Origin of the sequence: Dolomitihabitans soli, from assembly GCF_022213955.1 — a bacterium.
Lineage (GTDB): Bacteria > Actinomycetota > Actinomycetes > Streptosporangiales > Streptosporangiaceae > Streptosporangium_A > Streptosporangium_A soli.
This window is the reverse complement of sequence record NZ_JAKNTW010000036.1, coordinates 119,360-132,460: the sequence shown is the minus strand read 5'-3', so window position 1 is coordinate 132,460 and position 13,101 is coordinate 119,360. Positions and strand designations below refer to the sequence as shown.

Below are 13,101 nucleotides of genomic sequence, written 5' to 3'. Positions count from 1 at the left end.
TTCACCGGGATGTCGGAGACGGGATCGTCCGCTACGCCGACCCTGCCAACGAGCTGTGCGTCCGGGCGGATGACACCACAGGGACAGCCTGGGTGGAGGTGACCCTGACCCGCCCGGGTGTGATCGGAAAGCCCATCGTCATCAGAGATGACAACATCCGGCACCCCGGCGCCACCTGTGCGGTGCTCCCCGGCTTCGAAGACGTCACCTACCGGGCCGTTCACGAGAGCTACTGGAGCGGGCGAGGCACCGTCCTGCGCGGGACGTTCACCTTCGGGACCTGACGCTCCGGCAGGGCCCCCGCACCATCGATCGCCGTTCTCATCGCGATCCGCCACGAGGCGATACCTCGCCGGCCACGCGGAGGGCTGAAGTTCACGCCCCGCGACCAACCGAACCAACCGAACCAACCGAAATATTTCTTGCTGGAGGACTGTTGAAGACACGCATTCTGGGCGCCGTGATGGGAATCGCAGCTTTGAGCGGGCTGCTGGTGGCAAGCCCGGCGCAGGCGAGAGACGGAGTGTCCTCCGCCCACGTGAAGCCCTTCACGAGCGGGGCGGGCCGCGACTACGGTGGCGGGTCCGTCCGGGCGACCGTCGACTTCGTCAGCCGGACGAAGGTCGCCTTTCGGAACTTCACGGTGCGCGACATCTGCCCCGGCGACAACCTTCCGATAAAGGCCCGGGTTTACTGGTATCACACCGACGGAACCGACGGGTACAGCGCCTGGAGGTCGGACACCAACGGCTGCGGCGACGACGGCACCAACTTCGGAAACTTCACCCGCCGCGGCTCCAAGTCCATATCGACTGTCTTCGTGCAGGTGTGCAGCACGTATTGCGACCACAGCCAGGCCCGATACAACCAGTACGTACGCCCGGGCAGCTGACGCTCAGGCTTTCAGCTGGTCGGCGTACCAGGGCTTGATGACGTTGCCGATGATGGTCAGGCGTTCGTCGAAGGGGATGAAGGCGGACTGCATCGTGTTGATGGCGAACCCGCGGAAGTCGGGCAGGTCGTAGCCGAAGGCGTCGGCGAGCAGGGCGAGTTCGCGGGTCATCGAGGTGCCGCTCATCAGGCGATTGTCGGTGTTGACGGTGACCCGCAAACGAAGCTGGGTGAGCAGGCCGATCGGGTGGTCGGCGATCGACGGGGCGGCACCGGTCTGGAGATTGCTGCTCGGGCACATCTCCAGCGGGATCCGGCGGTCGCGGACGTACGCCGCCAACCTGCCGAGCTCAGCCTCGCCGTCGGAGGAGAAGGCGATGTCGTCGATGATCCGGACGCCGTAACCCCCATGACCGTTGGGAGGATCACGCAATTACCCTGGTCAGATGGGCGAACCACCGGTGGGCGAGGCCAGGGGGCTGTTCTACTTTCTGGACGGCTCGCCGGCCTATGCCGGGCACTGGGTCCACGAGGGCGACCATCCGGTCCACACGCACAGTTTCGTGGAAGCCGCCCTGGTCCTGGGCGGGGAGGGCGTCCATCACTCCCTGGCCGGCCGGCAGCGGCTGCGCAGGGGCGACGTGGTTCTGCTGCGGCCGGGCGTCTGGCACGGGTACGAGGACTGTCACGATCTCGACGTCTACAACTGCTGTTTCACCACCGCGCTCCTGCACCGGGAACTCGCCTGGACCAGGGCCGATCCGCTGCTGGGGCATCTGCTCTGGACGGGCCCCTACCTGCTGAAACGCCGAGGAATGCTGACGGCGCGCCTCACCGAGGACGCGATCGGTGAGTGCCTCGTCCATCTCGACGCGCTCGGCGACCTGCGGGCCATGCCGGCCGCGCCGTACCGGGGGGACGTCATGGCCCGGCTGTCGCTCTTCCTGAGCCATCTGGCGCGGGCGGCCGACCCCGCGCGGGGCGGCGTCGCCGAACCGGCCCATCCCGCCGTCGGGCTCGCCATGCGGCTGCTGGAGACCCGGCTGGACCACCCGTGGACGCTCTCCGAGCTGGCCGAGGATCTTCATCTGGCGCCCGGTTATCTGGTGCGGCTGTTCAAGTCGGCCGCCGGCGTACCGCCGATGGCGTACCTCGCCCAGCGGCGCGCGGAAAGTGCCGCCGAACTGCTGCTGCACACCGGGCAGAGCGTGTCGGAGATCGGTCAGGTGGTCGGCTGGCCGGACCAGAACTACTTCGCCCGCCGCTTCAAGGCCCACTTCGGCATGAGCGCCACGACCTATCGCGCCCGCTTCACATCCCGCATGAGCACGCCCGCTGCGTTCCCCTATGAGCGGCGCATCACGCCCGCATGAGTACGCCCGCTTCGTCCCCGCACGAGCGGCGCATCACGCCCGCAGTAGTACGCCCGCTTCGTTCCACGAGCGGCGCATCACGCCCGCATGAGCCCCGCATCACCGGCTAGTCAAGATACTCCCGCAGAACCTGTGACCTGGACGGATGACGCAGCTTGGACATGGTCTTGGACTCTATCTGGCGGATCCGCTCGCGGGTCACGCCGTAAACCTTGCCGATCTCGTCGAGGGTCTTCGACTGGCCGTCCGTGAGCCCGAAGCGCATGGCCACGACTCCTGCCTCACGCTCTGACAAAGTGTCAAGGACGGAGTGGAGCTGCTTCTGGAGCAACGCGAAACTGACCGCGTCCTCGGGGACGATGGCCTCGGAGTCCTCGATCAGGTCGCCGAACTCGCTGTCGCCCTCCTCGCCCAGCGGGGTGTGCAGGGAGATCGGCTCACGACCGTACTTCTGGACCTCGACGATCTTCTCCGGCGGCATGTCGAGCTCGACCGCCAGCTCCTCGGGCGTCGGCTCGCGGCCGAGGTCCTGGAGCATCTGGCGCTGCACCCGGGCCAGCTTGTTGATCACCTCGACCATGTGGACCGGGATCCGGATGGTCCGCGCCTGGTCGGCCATCGCCCTGGTGATCGCCTGCTTGATCCACCAGGTGGCGTAGGTGGAGAACTTGAAACCCTTGGTGTAGTCGAACTTCTCGACCGCGCGGATCAGGCCCAGGTTGCCCTCCTGGATCAGGTCCAGGAACAGCATGCCGCGCCCGGTGTAACGCTTGGCGAGCGAGACCACGAGGCGGAGGTTGGCCTCCAGCAGGTGGTTCTTGGCCCTGCGGCCGTCCTCGGCGATCCACTCGAACTCGGCGCGCACATCGGCCGGCAACGCGTCGGTGGCGAGCTGCTCCTCGGCGAACAGGCCGGCCTCGATCCGCTTGGCCAGTTCGACCTCCTGCTCGGCGTTGAGCAGTGACACCTTGCCGATCTGCTTCAGATAGTCCTTGACCGGGTCGGCGGTGGCTCCGGCGATGGCGATCTGGGCTACGGGTTCGCCGTCGCCCCCTACCTCGTCGTCATCACCGTCAACCAGGACGAAGGTCTCGTCCTCCTCGGGCTTCGCGGGCTCAGGCACCCGGTTCTCGTCGGACTCCTTGAGCTCCGACGACATCGAACGAGTCGAACTGGCAGGCGACACGGGATACCTCCTGGCGAATGGACCCTGATCTGTCGTGGCTGCCGCACTGACGAGCGGGCCGCACTTCGGTACTGACGTATAACGTCTCACCTGCCATTCCGGATTCCCGCATGTCACATTTCAGCGCCCTCTCCACGGTAACGCCGCACGGAGAGAGGAACGAACACGCCCTGAGTACCACGGACCACACCACCCACACACCTCACACGGCGGCAAGCGCGAACCCCTCTCAGCCAAGCGGCACACCCCCTTCCCCTACGTGAGACGACCATCCGTCCCAACAAGTTCTCTACCCGCTGGAGAAAGGGCGCGACCCTGGTGGCGACCGCGCATCCAAGCGACCGCGCATCCAACCAACCGCACTTCCAAGCGACCGCACCAAGCGACCGCGCATCCAAGCGACCGCATCCAAGCGACGACCGCCCACCCGACGCGACCGCCCGACCCCGGCAACGATCGCGCGGAAGCGACCACCCCCCGAAGCGACCGCACGCCCCGAAGTGAGGATGCGCTCTAGAGTGGCGAATTGTGCGACCGTTTCCCATTCCGCCGAACCACCTGCTGACCGGACTGACGATCGTCGGCGTGCTCGGGGGGACCGTCGCCACCTGGCACGCCAACCCGGACGTCTCGCTCAACGCGTGGGACGTGGCGATCCCCCTCGTCATCGCCACCGCCCTGCTGTTCCGGCGACGCCGGCCGCTCGCCGTACTCGGCGTCATCGTGATCTCCTGCGCGACCTACTATCCGCTGGCCGCGCTCGACGGGCCGGTCATGGTCGCGGCGCTGGTGGCCCTCTTCTCGGCCGCCGACCTCGGGCACGTGCTCGCCGCGTTGATCATCGCGACGCTGCTGGTGCTCGGCATCGCCCTCGGCGAGGTGCGGACCTCGGTCAGGCATGTGGACGACAGCCAGTTCCTGCTCATCACCGGCTGGATGATCGCCGTCGTCGCCTTCGGCGGCGTCACCCACAACCGGCGGGCCTACCTGCAGGAGGCCGAGCAACGCGTACGTGAGGCCGAGCGGACCAAGGAGGAGGAGGCCATGCGCCGGACCGTCGAGGAACGGCTGCGGATCGCCAGAGAGCTGCACGACGTCCTCGGCCACAACATCTCGCTGATCAACGTCCAGGCCGGCGCGGCGCTGCACCGGCTGCGGGAACGCCCTGAGCAGGCGGAGATCGCGCTTACCGCGATCAAGGCGACCAGCAAGGAGACCCTGCGCGAACTGCGGGCCACGCTCGGCGTGCTGCGTCAGGTGGACGAGGCGACCCCCGTCGCCCCCGCGCCCTCGCTCACCCGCGTCCAGGAGTTGATCGACCGCACCGAGCTGGACGTGGCCACCGAGGTGGCGGGCCAGGCCAGAGAGCTGCCGGCCGAGATCGACCTGGCGGCGGTCCGGATCGTCCAGGAGTCCCTCACCAACGTCTCCCGGCACTCGGGAGCGAACGCGGCGAGCGTCCACATCGGTTACGGCACGGACACGCTCAGCCTGCGGATCGACGACCAGGGCCCCGGCGTCTCCCCCGGCGTCCCCGGCTACGGCATCAAGGGCATGCGCGAACGCGCCCAGGCCCTCGGCGGCACCCTTGACGCCGGCCCGCGCCCCGACGGCGGCTTCCGCGTCACCGCGACCTTCCCGCTCACCACCTGAACGCCACGCCCCCCTCCAGGGCCCGCTCACCACCTGAACGCCACAACTCGTCCCCGCCTACCGCCCCCGACCCGCCCGGTTCACGCCGCCCACGACCGCCCCACCCACCCAGCCAAATCGCCACAAAGCCCCCCTATTCACCACCTCAGGAGTACGGCCGGCCGTCAACCGACAACTTCTGGAGTACGGCGAAGCCCTGCCCAGGTGGACGCGGCGGTGACGACCGTCCGTGGACCCTGCCCGGTATGGAGACCATCGACCTCGCTCGGCTGCAGTTCGCGCTGACCGCCGGAGGACACTTCCTGTTCGTGGCGCTCACGCTCGGGCTCGCCACCCTGGTGGCGATCACGCAGACCCACGCGACCTTCACCGGCAGCCCGGTCCATCTGAGGATGACCCGGTTCTGGGGTCAGCTCTACGTCGTCAACTACGCCATGGGGATCGTCACCGGCCTGGTGATGGAGTTTCAGTTCGGGTTGAACTGGAGTGGCCTCACCCATTTCGCCGGGAACGTGTTCGGCGGCTCGCTGGCGATGGAGACGCTGGTCGCGTTCTTCCTGGAGTCGACGTTCCTCGCCCTGTGGATCTTCGGCTGGGGACGGCTCAACCGGTGGGCGCATCTGGCCGCCATCTGGGTGGTCACCCTCACCGCGTACGCCTCGGCGTACTGGATCCTGGTTTCCAATGGCTTCATGCAGAACCCGGTGGGCTTCGAGGTCGTGGACGGCGTGATGCGGCTCACCGACGCCGTGGCGGTGCTCACCAATCCGGCCGCGATCGCCGCGTTCGGGCACGTGGTCAGCGGAGGGCTGCTGGTCGGGGCCGTCTTCATGGCCGGGGTCAGCGCCTATCACCTGCGGCGGCGGACGAACGAGCAGGAGCTGTTCCGCAAGTCGCTGCGGATCGGGGTGTTCGTGACCCTGCCCGCCGTGATGGTGACCGCCACCTTCGGCGGGCTGCAGTTCGAGTCGGCGCAGGAGATGAAGCTGGCGGTCTGGGGCCGGGACTCCGTGGAGATCGCCCAGCTCCAGGCCGCGATGGTCGCCACGCACGGTCCCGGTGACTACGTGCCGCCCGCCGGGTGGGTGCAGTCCGGCGGGATGATCATGATGATCGCCTTCGCGCTGCTGTTGTTCGTCGCCGGGCCCAACATGCTGCTGGCGTTCTTCCCCAGGGTGGTCAGCCGCTTCCGGCTGTGGCACCTGCTGTTGACGTGGATGATCCCGATCCCGTTCGTGGCCATGATCGCCGGGTGGGTGTTCCGGGAGATGGGACGGCAGCCGTGGGTGGTCTACGGCGAGCTCACCACGGCGGAGGCGCTCTCGCCGTTGCCCGGCTCCCAGCTGCTGCTGTCGCTGGCCGGGTTCACCACGATGTTCGCGCTGATCATCGTCGTGAACACCTGGATGCTCGTACGGCACGCCCGCCGTGCCCCGGAGACCGTCGCCCTCGGCGGCACGATGACCCCCAGCCCCGAACCCGCCATGACCCTCTGAGGAGGAAGCCGGTCGCCACGCCCGTCGCCTGCTGAGGCGATGTCCGTTTCGCAGCGGCGGGATTGCTTCCGGAATGTCACGGTTCGATATCGTCCGCAATTCGGCCGTTGACGCGAGGTGTCCGCTGGGAAACAGTCGAGCGACATCGTTGAACCGGTTCGCTGAGTTCTGCGGCGCGGGCGGCACACCACCCGAGGCGCTGCGGGAATGACGCGTGCTTGACCGTGTGATTCGGCAGCGATCCCAGAAGTTGTCGGCACAATCGTCGAACCGGTTCGACGCAGGAGGTGGGAATGGCGACGATCGGAGATGTGGCCCGGGAGGCCGGGGTGAGCCGCAGCACGGCGTCCTACGCGCTGTCCGGCAAGCGGCCCATCTCGGAGGAGGTCCGCGAGCGCGTGCTCGCGGCGGCCGCGGCGCTGGCGTACACGCCGAACGCGGGCGCCCTCGCGCTGGCCACCTCCCGGACCAAGGTCCTCGGTCTGCTCGCCCAGTTCCACGAGGACGAGTTCGCGCCGGCGATGATGCAGTACATCCTGGGCGTCACGGACACCGCCCGCGACCTGGGCTACGACACGCTGCTGGTCACCGAGGCCGACGGCGCGCGGGCGCTGCAGCGCATCACCGACTCGCGCATGGTGGACGGGGTCGTCCTGATGAACATCGCCCAGGACGATCTGAGGCTGCCCATCCTGCGCGCCGCGCCGCAGCCGGGCGCCCTGGTCGGCCTGCCGGGCGACTGCGCGGGGCTCGACGTGTTCGACCTCGACTTCGAGGAGGCCGGACGGGTCATGGTGGACCACCTCCACCGGCTCGGCCACCGCGAGCTCATCCTGATCTCGCAACCGGAGCACGTGGTCGAGCGGGGCGGCGCGTACGTGTGGCGGCTGCGCGACGCCGCGCTGGAACGGGCGCGGCAACGCGGCGTCACCCTGCACGCGGTGTACGGCGAGTCCCGGCAGCCGGCCGTCGGACGCCTGCTCAACGGCCTGTTCGACGCTCACCCGTCCGCGACCGGCCTCCTGATCAACAACGAGGCGGCCGCGGCGGCGCTGCCCTCCGTCACCTACCAGCGCGGACTGCGGGTGCCCGACGACCTGTCGGTCATCGGGCGCTATTCCGCCGAGTTCGCCGCGACGTTCTCCCTGTCCTACTCGTTCATCGAGAGCGCACCCGACCGCCTCGGCTCGATGGCGGTGCGCCAGCTCGTGCGCCGCGTGGAGTCGCCCGCGGCCAGGAACGAGCCGTTCGTCGTGCGCTTCATCTCTCCTGAACTGGTGTCGCTCGAAAGCACCGCACCCCCTCGCCCGACCGCCCCCTGAGACCGGGCGGCAGCCCTCGTACCGTCCGACGACGCTCAATGTGAGCGCTAACTACGGAGGATTCAGGATGAACCGTACGTCGCTTCCCATCAGGGCGGCGGGCTTCGGAACCGCCTTCTTGGCTCTGTCCGTCCTGACCGCCTGCGCGTCAGCACCGCCGCAAGGAGGCACCGCCACCACCGGGAGCGGCGCGTACGCGTGGTGGGACCCCTACCCGCAGCACGACGCCTCGTCCGCCTGGGCCAAGCGGGTCGACGCCTGCGGACAGCAGGCCGGCGTCACCATCCAGCGCACCGCCTACGACACCACCGCGCTGACCAACCAGGCCCTGCTCGCAGGACAGGAGGGCAACGCCCCCGACGTCATCCTCCTCGACAACCCCGCCGTCTCGACGCTCGCGGACGCGGGGATGCTCAGCGCGATGTCCGACCTCGGCCTCGACACGGCGCGGTTCGACGAGAACCTCATCGCCGCCGGAGAACTGGACGGCAAGACCTACGGCATCCCCATCGGCGCGAACACCCTCGCCCTGTACTACAACAAGAAGATCCTCGACGCGGCCGGCGTGGCACCGGACTCGATCAAGGACTGGACCTCGCTCACCGCGGCGCTGAAGAAGGTCAAGGCCGCGGGCAAGAAGCCCATCACGTTCGCGGCCATCGGCACCGAGGAGGGCTCGTTCCAGTTCCTGCCCTGGTTCTGGGGCGCCGGCGCGCAGCTCACCCAGCTCGACTCACCCCAGGCCATCGAGGCGCTGGAGCTGTGGAACTCGTGGGTCAAGGACGGCATCGCCCCCAACTCGGTCCTCAGCAACTCCCAGAACACCACGTGGGAGGAGTTCCTCACCGGCGAGTTCGCCTTCGCCGAGAACGGCACCTGGCAGATCGACAGCTCCGCCAAGGCGGACTTCCCCACCGGCATCGTCCAGATCCCCGCCAAGGACGGCGGCGCCGCGCCCACCCCCACCGGCGGCGAGTTCATCACGGTCCCGGTGCAGAAGGACACCCAGCGATACACCGCCACCAAGAAGATCCTCAACTGCATGACGACGCCCGAGGGCCTGGTGGAGACCGGCACGACGTTCGCCTACTACATCCCCTCCACCGCCGACGGGCAACAGGCGATCCTCGCGCGGCAGCCCGACCTGAAGCCGTGGGTGGAGGCCGTCCGATCGGCCCAGGGCCGTACCAGCGACAACCTCGGGACCAAGTACCCGAAGATCTCCGAGGCCCTGTGGACCGCCGTGCAGAAGGCGCTGAGCGGCGCGGCGGCCCCCGCCGACGCGCTCAAGCAGGCACAGGCCCAGACCAGGCAGGCCATCGGCGGCTGAGCCGCCCGCGCAGGCAGGACTCACCGATGACATCTCCCAGCACCGGCGCGCCTCCGGCCCTCCGCGGCCCGGGAAGGCCGGAGGCGGGCGAGAGGACCGCCGGCCACCGGCGCCTCGCGCGACCTCCCAAGCGCCCGCGGTGGACGGCCGCGGCCTTCCTCGCGCCGCTCATCGTCTACCTGCTCGCCTTCTACGCGTACCCGCTGTACCGCAACATCGAGCTCAGCGTGCACGACTACACGCCTCGCGCGTTCGTGCGCGGCGACCCGGAGTTCACCGGACCGGCCAACTACCTGGCCGTCGTCTCCGACGCCACCTTCCTGCGGGCCCTGGGGAACACGGCGCTGTTCACGCTGGGGTCCATCGCCGTCCAGTACGCCCTCGGCCTGGCCCTGGCGGTCTTCTTCCACCGCAACTTCCGCCTGTCCGCGGTGCTGCGCGCGATGTTCCTCGTGCCGTGGCTGCTGCCCCTGATCGTCTCCGCCTCGACCTGGTCCTGGATGCTCAACAGCGAGAACGGCATCGTCAACGCGGCCCTCCAGGCGTTCGGGATCGGCCAGATCAACTGGCTCACCTCCCCGGACACCTCGCTGCTGTCGGTGACCATCGCCAACATCTGGCTCGGGATCCCGTTCAACCTGGTGATCCTGTACGCCGGGCTGCAGAGCGTCCCGGCCGACCTGTACGAGGCCGCCGGCCTGGACGGGGCGAACGCGTGGCAGCGGTTCTGGCGCATCACCTTCCCCCTGCTGCGCCCGGTGTCGGCGATCACGCTGCTGCTCGGCCTGGTCTACACGCTCAAGGTCGTCGACATCATCTGGATCATGACCAGGGGCGGCCCCGCGGACGCGTCCACGACGCTGGCCATCTGGTCGTACCGCGAGGCGTTCGGCACCGGCCAGCCCGACTTCTCCCCGGCGGCGGCCGTCGGAAACCTGCTCATCCTCATCGCGTTCGCCGCCGGTCTCGTGCACGTACACCTGCGGCGCAAGGAGGACCACCGATGACCGCGCACAAGGCCTGGTGGAAGACCGCACTGGGCGTCGTCCTGGTGGGGCTGATGCTCTTCCCGGTCTACTGGATGGTCAACGTCTCGCTCACCAGGACGAGCGACATGCGGGCGGATCCGCCCCACTGGTTCCCCTGGGACCCCACGTTCGAGGGCTACGCCGCCGCGCTCGGCCAGCAGTTGCCGGCCCTGGCCACCAGCCTGTTCGTCGGCCTCGGGACCGTCGCGCTCACCCTGATCGTGGCCCTGCCCGCCGGCTACGCGCTGGCCAAGCTGCGGCCGCGCGGCACCCGCGCGATCGACTTCCTGCTCCTCGTCGCGCAGATGATCCCCGCCGTGGTCATGGCCATGGGCTTCTACACCATCTACATCAGGCTCGGGATGCTCAACACCATCGGCGGCCTGATCGTCGCCGACTCGACGCTGGCCGTCCCGTTCGGGGTGCTGCTCTTCCGGGCGTTCATGGCGGGCATCCCGAGTGAGCTCATGGCGGCGGCCCAGATCGACGGGGCGAGCACCTGGCGGACGTTCCGGTCGGTCGTCCTGCCGCTGAGCCGCAACTCGGTGATCACGGTCTCGCTCTTCGCCTTCCTGTGGGCCTGGTCGGACTTCATCTTCGCGTCGACCCTCAACCGCAACAGCGACGTGATCCCGATCACGCTCGGCATCTTCCGCTACATCGGCAACAACACCACCCAGTGGAACTCGATCATGGCGACCGCGGTGATCGCGTCCATCCCCGCAGCCTTCCTCCTCATCCTCGCGCAGCGCTACATCGCCGCCGGCGTCACCGCGGGCGCGGTGAAGGACTGACACTTGAAAGGCCACGACATGACCGAAAGCACGACGGCCTGCCCGGTGCTGCCGACACGCGGCCCGGCCCACCCCCTCGGGCTCGCGCAGGTGTCCGTCACCGGCGGGTTCTGGGGCGTCCGCCAGGCCGTCAACGCCACGGCGACGCTGTCCCACTGCGAGTCGTGGATGGAACGCCTCGGCTGGCTGGCGAACTTCGACCGCGTCGCCGACGGGACGACCTCGCCCGACCGCCCCGGCTGGCCGTTCTCCGACTCCGAGGTGTACAAGCTCCTGGAGGCCCTGGCCTGGGAGGCGGGCCGTACCGGCGACCCGGAGGCGGAGTGGGCGATCAAGCGGCTCACCGCGCGCGTCGGCCAGGCGCAGGACCCGGACGGCTACCTCAACACCTGCTTCGGGCACGGCGGCCGGCCGCCCCGCTACAGCGACCTGGAGATGGGGCACGAGCTCTACAACACCGGCCACCTCCTGCAGGCGGCAGTGGCGCGGTTGCGCACGTCCGGCGAGGACGAGTTGGTGCGGATCGCACGGCGGGCCGCCGACCACGTGTGCCGGACATTCGGCGCGGACGGCCTGCCCAAGATCTGCGGGCACCCGGAGATCGAGGTCGGCCTGGCCGAGTTCGGCCGGGCGCTGGGCGAGGACCGCTACGTCGAGCAGGCGCGCCTGTTCCTCGACCGCCGCGGCCACGGCACACTCCGTGACATCCCCCTGGGCCGGGCCTACTTCCAGGACGACATCCCGATCCGGCAGGCCGACGTCTGGCGCGGCCACGCCGTACGCGCCCTCTACCTCACTGCCGCGGCGGTGGACGTCGCGGTCGAACGAGGCGACGACGACCTGCTGCGCGCGGTGGAACGGCAGTGGGAGCGCGTCGTCGAGCGCCGGACCGCGATCACCGGCGGGATGGGCTCGCGCCACCAGGACGAGGGGTTCGGCGAGGACTGGGAGCTGCCGCCGGACCGGGCCTTCTGCGAGACGTGCGCCGGGGTCGCCTCGATCATGGTGTCCTGGCGCCTGCTCCTCGCCACCGGCGACGTCAGGTACGCGGACCTGATCGAGCGGACCCTCTACAACGTCGTCGCCACCTCCCCGAGCCCCGACGGCCGGGCGTTCTTCTACGCCAATCCCCTGCACCAGCGCGCGCCCGGGAACCCGGCCGACGAGAACGAGGTGAGCCCGCGCGCCGAGGCGGGCGTCCGCGCCGCCTGGTTCGACGTCTCCTGCTGCCCCACCAACGTCGCCAGGACGCTGGCCGGCCTCGGGGCCTACCTCGCCACCACTGACGACGACGGCCTCCAGATCCACCAGTACGCCCCCTGCACCATCCGCACCGAGTTGCCGGACGGCAGGCAGGTGGCCGCGGACGTCGAGACCGACTACCCCGAGAGCGGCACGATTCGGGTCCGGATCGCAGCCGACGAGCCCGCGCCCTGGGCCCTCTCGCTGCGGGTTCCCGCCTGGGCGGCCGGGGCCAGGCTGATCGAGGACGGGCGGGAGCGGCCGGTCGGTCCCGGCCCGGTCACCGTACGGCGAGCCTTCCGGTCAGGGGAGGTCATCACCCTCGACCTGCCGATGGAACCCCGCTTTACCCGGCCGGATCCCCGCATCGACGCCGTACGCGGCTGCGTCGCCGTCGAGCGCGGCCCCGAGGTCCTGTGCGTCGAGTCGCACGACCTTCCGCGCCCGGACGCGCTCGACGCCCTGGTGATCGACCCCCTGACACCGCCGCGGGCGGACTCCGGCGGCGCGCTGGTGCGCGGCCGGCTGCCCGCACACGCCGACCGCCCCTGGCCCTACGCGCCCGCGACCGCTCCGACCCAGCCCGGCGAGCCCGGCGAGCCCGGCGAGTCCAGCAGGTCCGGCGGGTCCGGCGAGCCCGGCGAGTCCGGCGAGTCCGGCGGGTGGTTCGACGTGCCGCTGCGGCCCTACCACTCGTGGGCCAGGCGCGGGCCGTCGAGCATGCGCGTCTGGCTGCCCGCGCCCCCCACGTCATGACCCCGGCCGGTCCCGCGCGGACCGGCAGCA

Annotated in this window: 10 protein-coding genes and 2 pseudogenes; 10 read left to right on the top strand and 2 right to left on the bottom strand. The window is 69.5% G+C overall.

Going from position 1 to position 13,101, the window contains the following annotated elements:
- The coding region (locus tag MBA17_RS42705) for a hypothetical protein (RefSeq protein WP_238503649.1) at positions 1-284 on the top strand (284 nt) is incomplete at its 5' end.
- Positions 285-436: 152 nt separating this feature from the next.
- Complete coding sequence (locus MBA17_RS42700) at positions 437-892, top strand: hypothetical protein (RefSeq protein WP_238503648.1); 456 nt, start codon at positions 437-439, stop codon at positions 890-892.
- Between the two features lie 3 nt (positions 893-895).
- Here MBA17_RS42700 and MBA17_RS42695 read toward each other — a convergent pair.
- Positions 896-1,297: pseudogene (locus tag MBA17_RS42695) on the bottom strand (adenosine deaminase); the annotation flags it as partial.
- 40 nt (positions 1,298-1,337) lie between these two features.
- Between MBA17_RS42695 and MBA17_RS42690 the strand changes: the two are divergent.
- Positions 1,338-2,264, top strand: a complete 927-nt coding sequence (locus MBA17_RS42690) for a helix-turn-helix transcriptional regulator (protein ID WP_238503647.1) — start codon at positions 1,338-1,340, stop codon at positions 2,262-2,264.
- A gap of 106 nt (positions 2,265-2,370) precedes the next feature.
- Here MBA17_RS42690 and MBA17_RS42685 read toward each other — a convergent pair.
- Positions 2,371-3,405: pseudogene (locus MBA17_RS42685) on the bottom strand (RNA polymerase sigma factor); the annotation flags it as partial.
- Positions 3,406-3,978: 573 nt separating this feature from the next.
- Here MBA17_RS42685 and MBA17_RS42680 point away from each other — a divergent pair.
- The 7 genes from MBA17_RS42680 (at position 3,979) to MBA17_RS42650 (ending at position 13,071) form a co-directional block, all read left to right on the top strand.
- On the top strand, positions 3,979-5,103 hold the full coding sequence (locus MBA17_RS42680; protein WP_238503646.1) for a sensor histidine kinase: 1,125 nt from the start codon (positions 3,979-3,981) through the stop codon (positions 5,101-5,103).
- A 245-nt stretch (positions 5,104-5,348) separates the two neighbouring features.
- Entirely contained in the window at positions 5,349-6,599 is a 1,251-nt protein-coding gene (locus MBA17_RS42675; protein ID WP_238503645.1) for a cytochrome ubiquinol oxidase subunit I, read from the top strand.
- A gap of 293 nt (positions 6,600-6,892) precedes the next feature.
- On the top strand, positions 6,893-7,921 hold the full coding sequence (locus MBA17_RS42670; protein ID WP_238503644.1) for a LacI family DNA-binding transcriptional regulator: 1,029 nt from the start codon (positions 6,893-6,895) through the stop codon (positions 7,919-7,921).
- 67 nt (positions 7,922-7,988) lie between these two features.
- On the top strand, positions 7,989-9,251 hold the full coding sequence (locus tag MBA17_RS42665) for a sugar ABC transporter substrate-binding protein (RefSeq protein ID WP_238503643.1): 1,263 nt from the start codon (positions 7,989-7,991) through the stop codon (positions 9,249-9,251).
- Positions 9,252-9,277: 26 nt separating this feature from the next.
- Complete coding sequence (locus MBA17_RS42660) at positions 9,278-10,258, top strand: carbohydrate ABC transporter permease (RefSeq protein ID WP_238503642.1); 981 nt, start codon at positions 9,278-9,280, stop codon at positions 10,256-10,258.
- The gene (locus MBA17_RS42655; RefSeq protein ID WP_238503641.1) at positions 10,255-11,073 is read left to right on the top strand and encodes a carbohydrate ABC transporter permease; all 819 of its coding nucleotides are present in this window, start codon (positions 10,255-10,257) and stop codon (positions 11,071-11,073) included. Before MBA17_RS42660 ends, MBA17_RS42655 begins: the two co-directional genes overlap by 4 nt.
- 18 nt (positions 11,074-11,091) lie before the next feature.
- A complete protein-coding gene (locus MBA17_RS42650; RefSeq protein ID WP_238503640.1) occupies positions 11,092-13,071 on the top strand; it encodes a glycoside hydrolase family 127 protein in 1,980 nt (659 codons plus the stop codon).
- The last annotated feature ends 30 nt before the right edge of the window (positions 13,072-13,101 follow it).